13 protein-coding genes and 3 pseudogenes are annotated in these 15,971 nt (G+C 70.3%); 14 read left to right on the forward strand and 2 right to left on the reverse strand.

Going from position 1 to position 15,971, the window contains the following annotated elements; translation table 11 throughout:
• The first annotated feature begins 87 nt into the window (after positions 1-87).
• From pilM to nusB, 11 genes and pseudogenes are all read left to right on the forward strand, one after another.
• Positions 88-1,146 carry a type IV pilus assembly protein PilM gene (gene pilM / locus LJB74_RS19480; protein ID WP_259310071.1) on the forward strand — a complete coding sequence of 353 codons (1,059 nt, stop codon included), beginning with the start codon at positions 88-90 and terminating at the stop codon, positions 1,144-1,146.
• Positions 1,143-1,835, forward strand: a complete 693-nt coding sequence (locus tag LJB74_RS19485; protein ID WP_259310072.1) for a fimbrial assembly protein — start codon at positions 1,143-1,145, stop codon at positions 1,833-1,835. Before pilM ends, LJB74_RS19485 begins: the two co-directional genes overlap by 4 nt.
• Entirely contained in the window at positions 1,835-2,623 is a 789-nt protein-coding gene (locus tag LJB74_RS19490) for a hypothetical protein (RefSeq protein ID WP_259310073.1), read from the forward strand. The genes LJB74_RS19485 and LJB74_RS19490 overlap by 1 nt, the downstream gene beginning before the upstream one ends.
• A gap of 138 nt (positions 2,624-2,761) precedes the next feature.
• Positions 2,762-3,952, forward strand: coding sequence for a chorismate synthase (gene aroC / locus LJB74_RS19495; RefSeq protein WP_259310074.1), 1,191 nt, complete (start codon positions 2,762-2,764; stop codon positions 3,950-3,952).
• A 218-nt stretch (positions 3,953-4,170) separates the two neighbouring features.
• Positions 4,171-4,650 (forward strand): annotated as a pseudogene (locus tag LJB74_RS19500) (shikimate kinase); the annotation flags it as partial.
• A pseudogene (gene aroB, locus LJB74_RS19505) lies at positions 4,647-5,788 on the forward strand (3-dehydroquinate synthase). The pseudogenes LJB74_RS19500 and aroB, both read left to right, overlap by 4 nt.
• Positions 5,789-5,813: 25 nt before the next feature.
• Complete coding sequence (locus LJB74_RS19510) at positions 5,814-6,254, forward strand: type II 3-dehydroquinate dehydratase (protein ID WP_259310075.1); 441 nt, start codon at positions 5,814-5,816, stop codon at positions 6,252-6,254.
• Between the two features lie 623 nt (positions 6,255-6,877).
• Complete coding sequence (locus LJB74_RS19515) at positions 6,878-7,000, forward strand: hypothetical protein (protein ID WP_259310076.1); 123 nt, start codon at positions 6,878-6,880, stop codon at positions 6,998-7,000.
• A gap of 48 nt (positions 7,001-7,048) precedes the next feature.
• Positions 7,049-7,462, forward strand: coding sequence for a hypothetical protein (locus tag LJB74_RS19520; protein WP_259310077.1), 414 nt, complete (start codon positions 7,049-7,051; stop codon positions 7,460-7,462).
• Between the two features lie 131 nt (positions 7,463-7,593).
• On the forward strand, positions 7,594-8,157 hold the full coding sequence (gene efp / locus LJB74_RS19525; protein WP_259310078.1) for an elongation factor P: 564 nt from the start codon (positions 7,594-7,596) through the stop codon (positions 8,155-8,157).
• 1 nt (position 8,158) lies between these two features.
• Positions 8,159-8,575, forward strand: coding sequence for a transcription antitermination factor NusB (gene nusB, locus LJB74_RS19530; protein ID WP_259310079.1), 417 nt, complete (start codon positions 8,159-8,161; stop codon positions 8,573-8,575).
• A gap of 7 nt (positions 8,576-8,582) precedes the next feature.
• On the opposite strand, the gene LJB74_RS19535 is transcribed toward nusB, so the two are convergent.
• Together LJB74_RS19535 and LJB74_RS19540 are read right to left on the reverse strand one after the other, a co-directional pair.
• Positions 8,583-10,790, reverse strand: coding sequence for a bifunctional diguanylate cyclase/phosphodiesterase (locus tag LJB74_RS19535; RefSeq protein WP_259310080.1), 2,208 nt, complete (start codon positions 10,788-10,790; stop codon positions 8,583-8,585).
• A 72-nt stretch (positions 10,791-10,862) separates the two neighbouring features.
• Complete coding sequence (locus LJB74_RS19540; protein WP_259310081.1) at positions 10,863-12,776, reverse strand: DUF6541 family protein; 1,914 nt, start codon at positions 12,774-12,776, stop codon at positions 10,863-10,865.
• A 148-nt stretch (positions 12,777-12,924) separates the two neighbouring features.
• Between LJB74_RS19540 and pyrR the strand changes: the two genes are divergently transcribed.
• The 3 genes and pseudogenes from pyrR (at position 12,925) to LJB74_RS19555 (ending at position 15,839) form a co-directional block, all read left to right on the forward strand.
• Positions 12,925-13,542 (forward strand): bifunctional pyr operon transcriptional regulator/uracil phosphoribosyltransferase PyrR, encoded by a 618-nt coding sequence (pyrR, locus tag LJB74_RS19545; protein WP_396125202.1) that lies wholly within the window; start codon positions 12,925-12,927, stop codon positions 13,540-13,542.
• A pseudogene (locus LJB74_RS19550) lies at positions 13,539-14,535 on the forward strand (aspartate carbamoyltransferase catalytic subunit). The gene pyrR and the pseudogene LJB74_RS19550 overlap by 4 nt, the downstream one beginning before the upstream one ends.
• On the forward strand, positions 14,532-15,839 hold the full coding sequence (locus LJB74_RS19555) for a dihydroorotase (protein ID WP_259310082.1): 1,308 nt from the start codon (positions 14,532-14,534) through the stop codon (positions 15,837-15,839). Before LJB74_RS19550 ends, LJB74_RS19555 begins: the two are co-directional and overlap by 4 nt.
• Positions 15,840-15,971 lie beyond the last annotated feature (132 nt).

The following is a 15,971-nucleotide window of genomic DNA, read 5'->3' on the forward strand; positions in this document are numbered from 1 at the left end:
GGCGTTCCCACGAGACTTCTCAAGTGTCGTGGCCTGTCACCCGATAGAGGTCACGGGAGAGTTTCGTAGGAGCCGAGAGGGGTTCACGTGTCCAAGACCCGGGTCATCGGTCTCGACATCGGTACGACGCACGTGCGTGCGGCCGAGGTCGAGTTCGGAAGCGGAGGTCCGGCCGGGAAGGGCGTGCCGGAGCTCGTGCGGTTCGGTCAGATCCCGCTCCCGAGCGGGGCTGTCCGCGACGGTGAGGTCGCTGAACCGCAGACGGTCGCGTCAGCGTTGCGGCAGCTCTGGGCGCAGAACAAGTTCGGCTCGAAGGATGTGATCATCGGCGTCGGCAACCAACGGGTGCTCGTCCGAGATCTGGATCTCCCGGCGATGCCGCTGCCGGAGCTGCGCACCTCGCTCGCGTTCCAGGTCCAGGACCTGATCCCGGTCGCCGTCGATGACGCACTGCTGGACTACTACCCGTCGAGCACGGCAGACGGTCCGCACGGCCCCGTGTACCGCGGGCTCCTGGTGGCAGCGACCAAGGAGACGGTCAAGGCCAACACGGCGGCGGTCGAGCTCGCCGGGCTCCGACCCATGATGGTCGATCTCAACGCCTTCGCCCTGGCCCGCGTGCAGGCACGTGGCGATCTCTCGGAGGGCACGATCGCTCTCGTCGACATCGGCGCTCGGGTGACGAACGTCGTGATCGTCGCGTCCGGACGTCCACGGTTCGTACGCATCCTTCCGTCCGGCGGGCAGGACGTGACCGACGCGGTGGCGCACGCGTTGAACATCCCGATCGAGCAGGCTGAGGGGCTCAAGCGCGAGATCGGCGTCGGGTACGCCGTCGTACCCGAGCTCGAGCCTGCCAAGGAGGCCATCAACGACGTGACGGGATCGCTCATCGAGGCGATCCGCAACACGCTCGTGTACTACGCCAGCAGCAACCCGGGCGGTGCGGTGACGCAGGTCTACATCTCCGGTGGTGGGACGTTCCTCCCGGGCCTCGGGCAGTTCCTCTCGAGCGCCAGCCGCGTGCCTGTCGCTCTCGGCCAGCCGTTGTCCACATTGCGTGTCGCCAGCAGCGCCGCAGGCCTCAGCGAGGTCCAGTCGGTCCTCGCGGTGTCCGTCGGCCTCGCGTTTGGAGTCGCAGCATGACCGTCACGAACAGCGCACCCGCCGGTCCGGCGCTCGCGTTCACTCCGACAGGGTTGTGGCCGCAGGTCGACCTCATGCCGCCGGAGGTCCGGGCCGGTCGACGACTCAAGCACGTCAAGCGGATCCTTGCGCTCGTCCTGCTCGGCGTCGTCGCGGTGAGTGCGGTTGGCTACGCCGGTGCGCTCGTCGCGGCGAACTCGGCCGCGGCAGACCTCGAGAGCGTCCAGCAGGAGACTGCTCGGTTGACCGCTGAGCAAGCGAAGTACGCCGAGGTTCCGAAGGTCCTGGGGGACATCTCCCAGGTCGAGACCGCGCGACGCCTCGGCACCTCGACGGAGATTCTCTGGACGCCCTACGTGAACGCGCTCCGGGCTGTGACGCCCGCGGGAGTGAGCATCGACAACTTGGTCGCTGTGGGGTCCGACCCGCTGCGTCAGGCTCCGGCAGCGGCGAACGCGCTGGCGGGACCGAGCATCGGGTCCATCCAGTTCACCGCCAAGTCGCTGACCATGATCGACACCTCGGACTGGCTCGACGCGCTCGATGGTGTCCCCGGGCTCGGTGACGCATGGTTCTCGACAGAGACGATCAGTGACGCCGGCGGCGTCACGTTCTACCAGGTGAGCGCGACCGTACAGATCACCACGACAGCGCTCGCCAACCGCTTCGCTTCGACGGAGGGCAACTGATGGGCACCACCCGGTCGACCCCCTGGATCGTCGCCGCGGCCTTTGGATCGCTGGTGATCCTCGCGCTCACCTGGCTCCTGGCGATCTCCCCTGAGCTGGCCGCGGCGGACGACTCGCGGAGTCAGGCGACGGCGCAGCAGTCCCAGAACGTGATCTTGAAGGCGAAGATCGTGAAGCTCGCGGATCAGTTCACCCACCTCGACGAGTACAAGGCGACCCTCGCGACACTCCGTGAGCAGATACCGGAGAAGATCGACCTCACCGCGGTCAACCGGGGTCTGTCGACGCTCGCCGCGACATCGGGTGTGACGATCTTCTCGGTGACCACGACGACGCCTACAGGCTTCGCACCCGTGCAGGGCGCGGCGGCACCGACGGCTGCGCCGGCCACGGACTCGGCGGGCAGCGCGGCCAGCGGCGCTTCGGGGTCGTCTACCGCGACCTCGGCGACCCAGGCATCGGCCGTGCCGAAGGGCTTCTACGCAGTGCCGTTGACGATCACGCTGGGCGGTACCTACGACCAGACAACGGCCTTCCTCTCGTCCTTCCAGACCGGCTCAGGACGGATCTTCCTCGCCACGGGAATCACGGCGACGTCCCAGCAGGCGGCCGGAGCGTCGAGTGGGCGCCCCGCCGTCGCCGCCGGTGATCTCTCGCTGACGATCACGGGATACGCCTATGTGCTCCTGGGTCCGACCGCGACGACCGCAACCCCGGCACCGTCGACCACCGCACCGACGCTCCCTGCGCCGTCGGGCCAGAAGAACCCGTTCCAGTCGGTCTCCTGATCTGACGAGCTGCGTGAGTGTTGGCGAGCACCTGCCTCTCAGTGGCTGCCGCCCCACCTCGTGCAGGTGGGGCGGCAGCATCGTTCCACGGACCGGTCGGGCCGAAGAACCCGTGGGCGAGCGTGGGAGGATCACGCCATGCTGCGTTGGTTGACATCCGGTGAGTCGCACGGTGAGGCGTTGGTCGGGATCCTCGAGGGTCTGCCGGCCGGGGTCGAGGTCGGGACTGCGGATGTCCGCGCCGCCCTGGCGCGTCGCAGGCTCGGGTACGGGCGCGGGGCGCGGATGGCGTTCGAGCAGGACGAGGTGCGGATCCTCGGCGGTGTGCGCCTCGGCGTGAGCCAGGGTGGACCTGTCGCGATCGAGATCGGCAACACCGAGTGGCCCAAGTGGGTCGACGTGATGTCCGCCGACCCCGTGGACGACCCGGAGAAGCTCAACCGCGCTCGCAACGCGCCGTTGACGCGCCCGCGGCCCGGGCACGCGGATCTCGTCGGGATGCGCAAGTACGCGTTCGACGACGCCCGTCCGGTGCTCGAGCGTGCCTCGGCGCGGGAGACGGCGACCCGTGTCGCTCTCGGTACGGTCGCCGCGCGCTTCCTCGCGCAGGCCGCCGGCATCCGCCTCGTCTCGCACGTGGTGGCGATCGGGCCGGTTGCGGTTCCTGATGACGCGGGGCTCCCGACGCCCGACGACGTGGCGGCGCTCGACGCCGACCCGGTTCGGTGCCACCACCCCGAGAGCTCCGCGGCCATGGTCGAGGAGATCGACGACTGCCATCGGGCCGGCGACACGCTCGGGGGAGTCGTCGAGGTCCTCGCCTACGGGTTGCCGTCCGGTCTCGGCTCCTACGTCCACGCGGATCGCAGGCTCGACGCCCGGCTCGCCGGTGCGCTCATGGGCATCCAGGCGATCAAGGGCGTCGAGGTCGGAGACGGGTTCCGGACCGCGACCCGTCGCGGCTCGCAGGCGCACGACGAGATGGAACGCAACGCCGACGGTGTCATCACGCGCCGCAGCAACCGTGCCGGTGGCCTCGAGGGCGGCATGACCAACGGCGAGACCCTTCGGGTGCGCGCGGCCATGAAGCCGATCTCGACGGTGCCCCGGGCGCTCGCCACCGTCGACACCGCGACCGGCGAGCCGGCGCAGGCCCAGCACCAACGCTCGGACGTCTGCGCTGTCCCTCCGGCGGCCGTCGTCGCCGAGGCGATGGTGGCGCTCGTGCTCGCCGATGCGCTGATCGAGAAGGTCGGCGGCGACTCGGTGAGCGAGGTTCGACGGAACCTCGCCGGCTACGTCGCGGCGATCCCGGAGCTGCAGCGCTGATGTCGGTGCGGTCGTGGCGTGCGCCGGTCCTGGACCGGCGGGCGGGCGATCGGTCCGGGCGGGTACGGTTCGGCTGTGCCTGATCTGACCCCTCCCGCCCCGCCGCCGGTCCCCGAGGGTGCGCGCGTGCCGGCGCCTCGTGTCGTTCTCGTGGGCCCCCGGGGGCGGGCAAGTCCACGGTCGCTGCGGCTCTCGCACGCCATTGGGGTGCGGCGGTCCGAGACACCGACACCGACGTCGAGGTCGCGGCGGGCAAGCCGATCAGCGAGATCTTCGTCGACGACGGCGAGTCGGTGTTTCGTGCCTGGGAGCAGGACGCCGTCGCTCGTGCTCTGAGCGAGCACGACGGAGTCCTGGCTCTCGGCGGGGGAGCCGTTCTCGACCCGCAGACCCAGGCGCGTCTGACCGAGTACCGATCGCGTGGTGGCGTCGTGGTGTTCCTTGACGTGAGTCTGCGCCACGCCGCACCCCGGGTCGGGTTCGCCACCTCGAGGCCGTTGCTGCTCGGGAACCCGCGCGCCCAGTGGCAGCAGCTGATGGATGCGCGGCGCGGGGTGTACGAGGCCGTCAGCGACATGCGCCTGCTGACGGACGGGCAGACCCCTGAGGAGGTCGCCGCCCAGATCGAGGCGGAGCTCGATGCTCGTGACCACGGGCTCGTCACCCGGCCGACCGACACCGACAAGGACCCCGCATGAGTGCGACGACGCCCGCGCCTTCGAGCACCGTTCGGGTCGAGGGGGACGCACCGTACGACGTCGTGATCGGCTCCCACCTGCTCGGGGAGCTGCCCCGGCTGCTCGGCGACTCGACCACGAAGGTGCTGATCATCAGTCCGGCTGCCCTCGCGGCGTCGGCAGCGGCGATCCGCGACGACCTCGTCGCGGTGGGCTACACCGTCGTGCTCGCCGAGATCCCGGACGCCGAGGCCGCGAAGTCCATCGAGGTGGCGTCGTTCTGCTGGCAGGTGCTCGGACAGGCCGAGTTCACCCGCTCCGACGTGATCGTGTCTCTTGGCGGCGGCGCGACGACGGACCTCGCGGGGTTCGTGGCATCGACGTGGCTGCGCGGGGTGCGGGTGATCCACATCGCCACCACGCTGCTCGCGATGGTCGACGCCGCCGTCGGGGGAAGACGGGTATCAACACGGCCGAGGGCAAGAACCTGGTCGGCACGTTTCACCCGCCGGTCGGGGTGCTGTGCGACCTCGCTTCTCTCGAGACGTTGCCGCGATACGACTACGTCGCCGGGCTTGCCGAGGTGATCAAGTGCGGGCTGATCGCCGACCCCGAGATCCTCACGCTCGTCGAGCGTGATCCGGAGGGGCTTGCGGATCCGGTCACGGCGACCGGCGCGCACCTGCCCGTCCTGCACGAGCTCATCGAGCGGGCGGTCGCGGTGAAGGCACGCGTCGTGGGGGAGGACCTGCGGGAGTCCGGTCTTCGCGAGATCCTCAACTACGGTCACACGTTTGCCCACGCGATCGAGCTGACCGAGCGGTACGCGTGGCGACACGGTGCGGCGGTCTCGGTCGGCATGGTGTTCGCGGCCGAGCTCGCGCGGTTGGCGGGGCGGCTCGGCGACGACGAGGTCGCGCGGCACCGGTCGGTCCTGACCTCGGTGGGGCTGCCGGTCACCTACCGGCCGGACCGGTGGGACCAGCTGTACACCGCGATGCGGCGCGACAAGAAGGCGCGGGGTGACCTGCTCAGGTTCGTGGTGCTGGACGGCATCGGGCGTCCGTCGCGCCTGGAGGGGCCGGATCCGTCGTTGCTCCTGGCGGCGTATGCCGAGGTCGGGGGCGAGGCGCCGTCGGGACGTGCGATCTCGCTGTGAAAGGCGCGGCCGCTAGGCTCGTGGCATGACGCGCGTGCTCGTTCTCAACGGCCCCAACCTTGGTCGCCTCGGCTCCCGTGAACCCGAGGTCTACGGGTCGGCGTCGTACGCGGACCTTGTCGACGCCGGGGCGCGATGGGGCGCAGAGCTGGGGCTCGAGGTCGAGGTTCGGCAGACGGACGATGAGTCCGTGCTGGTCTCGTGGCTTCACGAGGCGGTGGACGCACGGGTGCACGTGGTGCTCAATCCGGCGGCGTTCACCCACTACTCCTATGCGCTGCGGGATGCCGCCGCTCAGGTGACGTCCGGCGGACTGACGCTCGTCGAGGTTCATCTGTCCAACCCGTACGCGCGTGAGGCGTTCCGGCGCACCTCGGTCATCGGTGCCGTCGCCACCGGGACCATCGCCGGGTTCGGGTTCGAGTCCTACGAGCTGGCTCTCCGCGCGGTGGCGTCACGTCGCTAGGTGGACGGACCCGTTGCGTTGTTGACGCGGTCGATGGCCCCTTAGTCGACAAGCCTATGGGCTTGTGTGGATGGTTACAAGAGTCTAGCCTTGTCTTATGTTCGTCCTGACGATCGACCAGCAGGGGAGTCGCGCGCACGGCGACCGCGTCCCTGACCTGCTGTCCACACTCGCCGCACACCCGGCCCTCACGCGCCCCGGCCTGGTACGACCGTTCGAACGGACGGTCGGGGACGAGGTCCAGGCAGTGGCCGACTCATCGGGCGTGGTGCTCGAGATCGTGCTCGACATCCTCCGGTGGGGAGGGTGGAGCATCGGGATCGGCGCCGGTCCTGTCGACCTTCCGCTGCCCACGAGCACGCGGGCGGGAGCGGGACAGGCCTTCGTCCTGGCGCGTGACGCCGTCGAGGCCGCCAAGAGCCGTCAGCGTACGGTCCCGCTCGTCGTGCGAGGAACGGATCCGGACCGCGCCCGGGACGCAGAGAGCCTGCTGGTGCTGATCGCGACGCTACGCGGCCGGCGCACCGATGCGGGCTGGGTCGTGGTCGACGAGATGCGCGCGGGGGGGGACATCCGCACGGCAGGAGGCGCTCGCCGCACGCCTCGGGATCAGCCAGCAGGCGGTGAGCCAGCGGTTGCGGACCGCCCTGTGGTCCGAGGAGCAGGCCGTGCTCCCGCTGGCGGCACGCCTCCTCGACGAGGCGGACGCCGTCGGACACGATGGACCCGCACACGCGGAGAACTGACGTTCCCCGCTACCTGGGCCGTTGCGCCCCCGACGATCGAGGTGCTCGATGACCACGGCCACGACCATCGCCGTCGGCGCGCTGTCGATGCTCGTCAGCATCATGCTCGGGTGGCCAGTCACCCGCGGCATCCTGCGACTCGCCTCCCGCTCGTCCGATGCCGGCGAGCGTGCTTCCGACACTGCCGATGCCGCGGTCTCCGACGGGCCGGACGGTGCCCGGGCCCGGGCCTCGCTGCGTGGCGGCGCCTGGATCGGAATCCTCGAGCGCGCCGCGATCACCGGCTCCGTCCTGACGGGGTTCCCGACCGCGATCGCCTTCGTGATCGCTGTCAAGGGCCTTGGCCGCTATCCCGAGCTCAAGGAGAACCCCGGCGCGTCGGAACGGTTCGTCATCGGGACGCTCGCCTCGATGCTCTGGGCCGCCGCCATCGGGCTGCTCGGTCGTGCCGTCCTGGGCTGATGTACCGGACGGCGGATCGCGCCGACAGTGCCAGGGGCACCGACGCGGTAGGATCATCGCCGGTCTGTTGACCGCCCGGACATCACGGCGGTCGGGACGGACATCCTCACCCTCGACAGGAAGCAGCAATCGTGGCGACCACGAACGACCTGAAGAACGGCATCGTGCTGAAGATCGACGGCCAGCTCTGGACCGTCATCGAGTTCCAGCACGTCAAGCCCGGAAAGGGCGGCGCGTTCGTCCGGACCAAGCTCAAGAGCGTGCTGTCGGGCAAGGTCGTCGACAAGACGTTCAACGCAGGTCTGAAGGTCGAGACGGCGAACGTCGACAAGCGTGACATGCAGTACCTGTACAAGGACGGCACCGACTTCATCTTCATGGACACCTCGACGTTCGACCAGCTCCCGGTGCCCGAGGCGACGGTGGGCGACGCGGCGAACTTCCTGCTCGAGAACCAGAACGCGCTCGTCGCGACCAACGAGGGCGTGCCGCTGTACGTCGAGCTGCCGCCGTCGGTCGTCCTCGAGATCACGTACACCGAGCCCGGACTCCAGGGTGACCGCTCCACCGGCGGGACGAAGCCGGCCACCGTCGAGACGGGCTACGAGATCCAGGTGCCGTTGTTCATCGAGGCAGGCACGCGGGTCAAGGTCGACACCCGTGACGGCTCGTACCTGGGCCGCGTGAACGACTGACGTGGGTGCCCGGACCAAGGCTCGCAAACGCGCCCTCGACGTCCTGTTCGAGGCGGAGCAGCGGGACCTCGCGCCGCTGACGCTGCTCGCGGAGCGCGTGGTCACGTCGGGGTCCGAGGCGGCACTGCCGCAGTACTCGGTGGAGATCGTCGAGGGCGTCTTCGCTCACCTCGAGCGGATCGACGAGCTGATCGCGTCGCATGCGCACGGCTGGACGATCGGCCGGATGCCGGCTGTCGACCGCGCTCTGCTTCGTATCGGTACGTGGGAGATCCTCTTCAACGACGACGTGCCCGACGCGGTGGCCGTCGACGAGGCCGTCGACCTGGCGCGGAGCCTCTCGACCGACGAGTCGCCGACCTTCGTCAACGGTCTCCTCGGCCGGATCGTGGACCTCAAGCCGACGCTGCTGGCCTGAGCGCGCCTCAGGCCGACTCCTCGCACGCGTCGACCGGCGGCGCGGCCCTGCCCGTCAGGAATCCCTGGACCTCCATCCGGCCCAGGTCGGCGAGCGCAGCGAGCTCGTCCTCGGTCTCGACGCCCTCGGCGATGACGTCGAGGCCGTACGCGTCCGCGAGCGCGAGGATCGCACGGACGACCGCCCGACCGCGAGTCGTCCGCACCTCGGCCACGAACGCGCGATCGATCTTCAGGACGTCGATCGGCAGTCCGCCGAGTCGTGCGATCGAGCTGTAGCCGGTCCCGAAGTCGTCCAGCGCCACCCGGACGCCCAGCGCGCGCAGGTGGGTCAGTGCCTCCTCCGCCCGGCGGAGGTCGTCCACGAGGGCGCTCTCGGTGATCTCGAGGATCAGGCGGTCCCAGTCGTCGCACCCCCACGCGCGCATGACCTCGGCGACGAACTGGGGCTCCATGAGCTGCCTCGGGGCTACGTTCACCGCGACCGGGAGCCCGGTGACGTCGCTGTGCTGCCTGGCCTGCCGGATCATCTCGAGCCCGATCCGGACGATCAGTCCGCTCGACTCCGCGCGGGGCAGCCAGTCACCAGGCAGGCGCCACGTGTTCCCATGCCGCCAGCGCGCGAGTGCCTCGTAGCTCCTGATCTCGCGGGTGGTCATGTCGACCACGGGCTGGAAGTGGGCCTCGATCTCGTCGGCCTCGACACCTCGTGCGAGAGCGTCCTGGGCTTCGATCTCGGTCAGGAGGCTGTCCCGCAGCGACTGGTCGAACATCAGCACCCCGTCACGGTCGGCCTTCGCGCCGTACATCGCAGTGTCCGCGTCGCGTAGCAGGCGATGTGGGTCCCGGTCCTCCCCAGGGCTCCAGAGGGCGATCCCGACGGAGAGCGCAGGGGCGTCCGTCGGTCGCGGCGTTCCCGACTCGAGGCTCAGGCGCAGCAGACGCGCGGTTCCGAGGATCTCCTCGTCGGTACCGGCGTCGGGGAGGACGACGACGAACTCGTCACCGCCGAACCTCGCGACGTACGCGCTCTCTCCGGCGATCTCGCGGAACCGGCCGGCGACCTCGACGAGGATGGCATCGCCTCGAGGGTGGCCGTGCTCGTCGTTGATCTTCTTGAAGTCGTCTATGTCGCAGAAGATCACGGCCACGCGAGACTGGCTCTCATCAGCCCGGGCAAGGGCGTCATACAGGTGGGCCTCGAGCGCGGACCGGTTCGGCAGCTTCGTGAGCCGGTCCGTCAGGGCGGCGTGCCGCATGTCGGCCGCGAGAGCGTGCTGATCTGCAGACGTCGTGACGATCCGGGTCAGCGCGTCGAGGTAGCCCGCGTCGAGCCCCACCACGGGAACCGTCGCGCTCGGGTACAGACCGACGACGTGGCTGCCTCGTGACAGGCGACGGATGCTGCCGGTCAGCCCGGGGTCGTCGAGCATCGTCTGTGCCATCGCGACGGCGAGGTCGAGCATCGCCTCTGGTCCTTGCTGGAACCACACCGCATTGCTCAGTGCGACCTGGTCGGCGCGCATCTTGGCCTCGCGGCGCTCCTTCTCCAGTCTCAGGCGGGTCTTCCGGAAGGCGAGGACGACGAGCAGCACGACCAGCGGGAGGGTCCAGATGATCGGTGCTGGTACCGCGCTGCCGTCACGCACGACGACGTGGAGGAGAAGGATCAGTGCCACGCTGCTCGACGCCGAGATCGCGAGAAGTGCACGGAAGCGCGAGCGCGGGGTGCGCGCCAAGGCCAGGGTCGTGTAGGACGCGACGACGGTCAGCGGCACGAGGAAGGTCGGGGCGTAGAGCGGCCCGTGGTTCGACACGTCCGTCGACGCGACCTGGTGGGTGACGACGAGATCCGAGCCGAGCCACAGTGCCGCGCGAGCAAGGAACAGGCCGCCGGCGGCGACCATCGCGATCCGGACGCGGGGCCCGTTCGTGAGCGCCCTGATGGCCGGGGCCGCGATCAGCACAACGCCCGCGAGCCCCTGGGCACGCACGAACAGAAGGGCCTCGGTGACGCCCGAGGGTTCAGCCACCCCGAGCGCTGCGTTCACCGTCGCCAGTACCGCAAGGTTCGCGGACCACGCCGCGAGCCACCGGCTGCCGATGTCGCGGTCCTCGGCACGACTCCAGTTGGCGAAGAGCAGTGCCAACCCGACGAGGAGTCCAGCGACGACCCCTTGGGCGATCAGCACCCATGGATCTCCACCGTCGGTCATGCCGTGAGTATCGGCGGCAGGGTCGATGTCATGAGTGCGTCGGCGTACCGGCGCGACAGTGGTGTGCTCACGTCACCGGCACGCCGTGACGTCGTACACGGCTGCCGATCCGCCACTGTCGACGAGGGCGACTCCCGCGGGAGGCGGCTCCAGGAAGCTCTGCGCCCCCGCGCCGAGCGGGCTCGGCCTGCTGTCGACGTAGAGGTAGCGGATGTTCTCGGAGCTGAGCGCCGCACACAGGTGCGGATCTGTGCCGAGGTCCGCGAGATGTGCGCTGATGTAGCGGATGGCCGCGTCGGGCTCGCTGTAGTGGTTGCGAAGCGACACCCGCTGCCCGATGAGTCCGTAGAGATGTGCCGCACCTGCGTACGTCGATCCAAGGACCGCCTTGGTTGGATCGATCTCCCGCGGCAGCCTGTCGATCATTCTCTGCTCGTCGGTGCTGATGTAGGGGCTGTCGGCAAGGGAGCCGGAGAGGGCATGAGCCGCGAGGCGTCTCGATCCGCTGAAGGTCGGGACGCCAACGGCGACGATGCAGACGGCGGCGACGAGCGGTACGGCAAGCTGAGGTCGGGATCCTGCGTCCATCCGCCCGGAGGCCACGAGCCGGCGCGTGCCCTCGGTGATCCCGTGGGACGCGAGGCTGACGATCAACGCCCACGCCACCGGGGCCAGACGCGAGATGTCCGAGTACCAGGGCCGAAGGAGCACCTCGGCGAAGCCGAGACGAGCATCGGCGACGATGGGGAGCAGCAGAAGGATCGCGCCGCCGAGCACCACAGCGCGACGTCGACGATCGGCCCAGCCAAGGCGAATGCCTACCCCGGCCGCAACGACGACGACGACGCCGCTCGAGACGGTCTCGCCCTGGGAGCCGTTGACGACGTCGAAGATGCTCCACGGCCATCCGGACGACGCTGCCCCACGCAGGCCCAGGACGAAGCCCAGGGCGGTGTGGCGGAGCGCAAGCACCAGAGCCGCAGCGGTCACAACGGCACCGACGGCTACGAGCACACGGCCGCGCGCGTGACGCATCTGGCGTCTCATGAACGCGAGCCCGGCAGGGCCGGACACCGGGATGCTCGCGACCGCGAGTGCGATCACGGGACCGGGGTGCGCGAGACCGAGCCCGATGACGCACGCCACCGCGAGACCGGTGTCGAGAGGTGACCGGCTCCGCCAGGCCGTGATCACTGTCGCTGCCGCCGCGGGAGCCAGTGCAAGGGCCCAGGCGTTGGCGACCACTCCGAGCGTCGACATCACGTAGACCGGGACTGCCCCCGTTGCAGCCAAGAGGGGGGCGAGCACCGCGGCAGACGGGTTCTCGGGGAAGACGGATCGGGTCAGGAGAGCGAGCCCGGCGGACCACGCCAGCGCGAGGGGGAGATAGGCGGCCACGGTGAAGACGACGGCTCTGGACGGCCACACCGGGATCAGCGCCGCGATCGAGTGCCAACCGGTGGGGTACACCCCCTGATGGGGGCCGTTTCCCAACATGGCGAGGATGTCGAGCGGAGACGCACGCCCGGTCTCACGGATGTACTCGAGCGCGTCCAGGTGGAACGGCGCATCCCACGCGTTGAGGGATCGCTCGGGTGAGCCCATCCCGATCGCGAACGGCAGCAGGATCGTGAGGGCACCGGCCGTCACGGAGGCAACCACCCGCAGGCCCAGCCTGTGGCGTGACGCGTCGTTCGCGTCGTTCGCGGCGATCGCCGAGGTGGTGCGCGGAAGGTGGTTCTGCGACCGTCGCCATGCCAGTCGTGCGACGCCGATGGCAGCGACACAGGTGACGACCATGGACAGCAGGTTCCACCGCACATGGAGCATGCTGGTGACGACGGCGCCGATCCCGCACAGGAAGGTCGTCACCAACGGGGCGAGCGCGAAGCGACGCAGCCCGTCGATCCGGAGGACGCCGAGTCCCCACCAGCCCGGTAGCCAGAAGACCAGCAACGTGAGAGCGGCAGTCGCGGTCGTCGACACCCAGATCACTCGATCCCCATCGACCCCGTTCGGCTTCTCCTTGAGCGACCGGGCCCTGGCACGCGAGCTCCCACGTCGTCGCGCTAGACTCTGCCCCTGACAGAGAGTCCTTTAAGGCCCGTCCTGTGAGGCGGGGAAGGAGCACGACATGTCAGCTGGCCCTGCTGCACCCATGCAGCCCCCTGAGTCCCCCGAGAGTGCGGGTTCCGCGCCGGGGACGACCGCCACCGAAGTGCTCGGCCCGCTCGAGATCGGGCGCGCGCTGACCCGGATCGCGCACGAGATCCTCGAACGCAACAAGGGTGCTGCCGAGCTCGTGCTGCTCGGCATCCCGACCCGCGGGCTGCCCTTGGCGCACCGGCTCGCGGCGCGCCTCGCCGAGGTCGAGCCGACGGTCGACCCCGCGGCCCTCGTCGGCAGCCTCGACATCACGATGTACCGGGACGACCTGCGGCGTCACCCGACCCGCACGATCGGCGCCACGGTGCTCCCACCCGGCGGGATCGACGGACGTGTGGTCGTCCTCGTCGACGACGTCCTGTTCTCGGGCCGGACGATCCGCGCGGCTCTCGACGCGCTCAACGACCTCGGGCGCCCTCGGGTGGTCCAGCTCGCCGCACTGGTGGATCGCGGTCACCGCGAGCTGCCGATCCGGCCCGACTACGTCGGGAAGAACCTCCCGACGTCGACGGCGGAGCGGGTGCGCGTCCTGCTGACCGAGACCGACGGCACCGACGCCGTGCTGATCGACGGGGGTGCGCGATGAAGCACCTGCTCTCCACCGCCGACCTGTCGCGGGACGAGGCCGTGCTGATCCTGGACACTGCGGCGCAGATGGCGGCGACCCAGGCACGCGAGATCAAGAAGCTCCCGACGCTGCGGGGGCGGACCGTCGTCAACCTGTTCTACGAGGACTCGACCCGGACGCGCATCTCGTTCGAGACGGCGGCCAAGCGGCTCTCCGCCGACGTCATCAACTTCTCGGCGAAGGGCTCGAGCGTCTCCAAGGGCGAGTCGCTCAAGGACACGGCCCTCACCCTCCAGGCGATGGGGGGCGGACGCGGTCGTGATCCGCCACCCCGCGTCCGGCGCGCCGCACACGCTCGCGACGTCCGGCTGGACCCAGGGTGCGGTGCTGAACGCCGGCGACGGCACGCACCAGCACCCGACGCAGGCGCTCCTCGACGCGTACACGATGCGGCGCCACCTGGTCGGGGAGGGTGCGACGGCCGACGTCACCGGTCGTGATCTCGCGGGCCTGCGGGTGGCGATCGTGGGCGACGTGCTGCACTCGCGCGTCGCGCGGTCGAACGTCGACCTCCTGCACACCCTCGGCGCCGAGGTCACGCTGGTGGCGCCGCCGACGCTCCTGCCGGTGGGCATCGGGCCGTGGCCGTGCCGGGTGTCCTACGACCTGGACGCCGTCATCGCCGACGACCGTCCGGACGCCATCATGATGCTGCGGGTGCAGCGCGAGCGGATGAGCACCGCGGGCGGGGGCTTCTTCCCGAGCGCGGTCGAGTACACGCGGCGCTACGGGCTCGACGGCCAGCGCATGGCGCGTCTGCCGGAGCATGCGATCGTGATGCACCCCGGGCCGATGAACCGTGGCCTGGAGATCTCCGCGACCGCGGCAGACTCGCCGCGCGCGGTGATCGTCGAGCAGGTCGCCAACGGCGTCGCCGTCCGGATGGCGGCGTTGTACCTCCTCCTCGCGCAGGAGACCCCGAGCAGCACCCTCCAGGAGGACGCACGATGACCACGTACCTGATCCGCGGTGGACGGCTCTACGGCGAGGACGTCACCGACGTCCTGGTCCGCGACGGACTGGTGGCTGCCCTCGGCTCCGATGCCGCGGCGGCGGCCGACGAGGCGTTGGTCGTCGAGGCGGACGGTTGCGTCGTGCTGCCGGGGCTGGTCGACCTCCACACGCACCTGCGTGAACCCGGTCGTGAGGACGCCGAGACGATCGAGACCGGGACGCGTGCGGCGGCGCTCGGCGGGTTCACGGCGGTCCACGCGATGGCCAACACCTCACCCGTGGCCGACACCGCCGGAGTGGTCGAGCAGGTCTGGCGGATCGGCCGGGACAGCGGCTGGGTCGACGTGCACCCGGTCGGTGCGGTGAGCGTCGGACTCGCGGGGGAGCACCTCGCCGAGCTCGGGGCGATGGCCGACTCCGCCGCGCACGTGCGGGTGTTCTCCGACGACGGCAAGTGCGTGCACGACCCGGTGCTCATGCGCCGCGCGCTCGAGTACGTCAAGGCCTTCGACGGCGTCATCGCGCAGCACTCGCAGGACCCGCGGCTGACCGAGGGCTCACAGATGCACGAGGGCGAGGTCTCCGCGCAGCTCGGGCTGGCCGGCTGGCCGTCCGTGGCGGAGGAGGCGATCATCGCGCGCGACGTCCTGCTCGCCGACCACGTCGGGTCGCGGCTGCACGTGTGCCACCTCTCGACGGCCGGCTCGGTCGAGATCATCCGGTGGGCGAAGGCGCGGGGCATCGACGTCACCGCCGAGGCGACACCGCACCACCTCGGCCTCACCGACGACCTCGTGCGCGGCTACGACCCGATCTTCAAGGTCAACCCTCCGCTGCGGACGTCCGCTGACGTCGAGGCGGTCCGGGCGGGTGTGGCCGACGGCACGATCGACATCGTCGCGACCGACCACGCCCCGCACACCGTCGAGGACAAGGACTGCGAGTGGGCTGCGGCGGCCTTCGGCATGACGGGTCTCGAGACGGCGCTGCCGGTGGTGCAGCTGACGCTCGTGGACACCGGCCGCCTGACCTGGCGCGACGTGGCCCGGACGATGTCCGAGGCTCCGGCGCGCATCGGGCGGGTTGCGGACCAGGGACGACCGGTGGCCGTGGGGGAGCCGGCGAACCTCCTCGTCTGGGACCCGCGCAGCACCCGGGTGGTCGACCCGGCGGCACACGCGACGATGTCGACGAACTCCCCGTTCCGCGGACGCGAGCTGCCCGGGCACACCGTCGCCACCTTCCTGCGCGGGCGGCCCACGGTCCTGGACGGTCGACTCGTCCCGGCAGCGGCCCACTGATGCCGCCGGCGATCAGCAGCGTCCTGGTCCTCGGGCTCGGGGCGCTCGGGCTGTGGGGGGATGTGGCGGGGGTGGCAGCACCGGACCCGACGCACGGGCGCCCTCGTCCCCGCGTTGCCGACCGTGCCCGCT

The sequence above is a fragment of the Cellulomonas sp. P24 genome (genome assembly GCF_024704385.1).
Lineage (GTDB): Bacteria > Actinomycetota > Actinomycetes > Actinomycetales > Cellulomonadaceae > JAJDFX01.

Bases quoted from the DNA above. Each gene is read 5' to 3' on its own strand.
- LJB74_RS19485 (WP_259310072.1), top strand. From the start codon at position 1,143: ATGACCGTCACGAACAGCGCACCCGCCGGTCCGGCGCTCGCGTTCACT.
- LJB74_RS19490 (WP_259310073.1), top strand. From the start codon at position 1,835: ATGGGCACCACCCGGTCGACCCCCTGGATCGTCGCCGCGGCCTTTGGA.
- aroC (WP_259310074.1), top strand. From the start codon at position 2,762: ATGCTGCGTTGGTTGACATCCGGTGAGTCGCACGGTGAGGCGTTGGTC.
- LJB74_RS19510 (WP_259310075.1), top strand. From the start codon at position 5,814: ATGACGCGCGTGCTCGTTCTCAACGGCCCCAACCTTGGTCGCCTCGGC.
- LJB74_RS19520 (WP_259310077.1), top strand. From the start codon at position 7,049: ATGACCACGGCCACGACCATCGCCGTCGGCGCGCTGTCGATGCTCGTC.
- LJB74_RS19535 (WP_259310080.1), bottom strand. From the start codon at position 10,790: ATGACCGACGGTGGAGATCCATGGGTGCTGATCGCCCAAGGGGTCGTC.
- pyrR (WP_396125202.1), top strand. From the start codon at position 12,925: ATGTCAGCTGGCCCTGCTGCACCCATGCAGCCCCCTGAGTCCCCCGAG.
- LJB74_RS19555 (WP_259310082.1), top strand. From the start codon at position 14,532: ATGACCACGTACCTGATCCGCGGTGGACGGCTCTACGGCGAGGACGTC.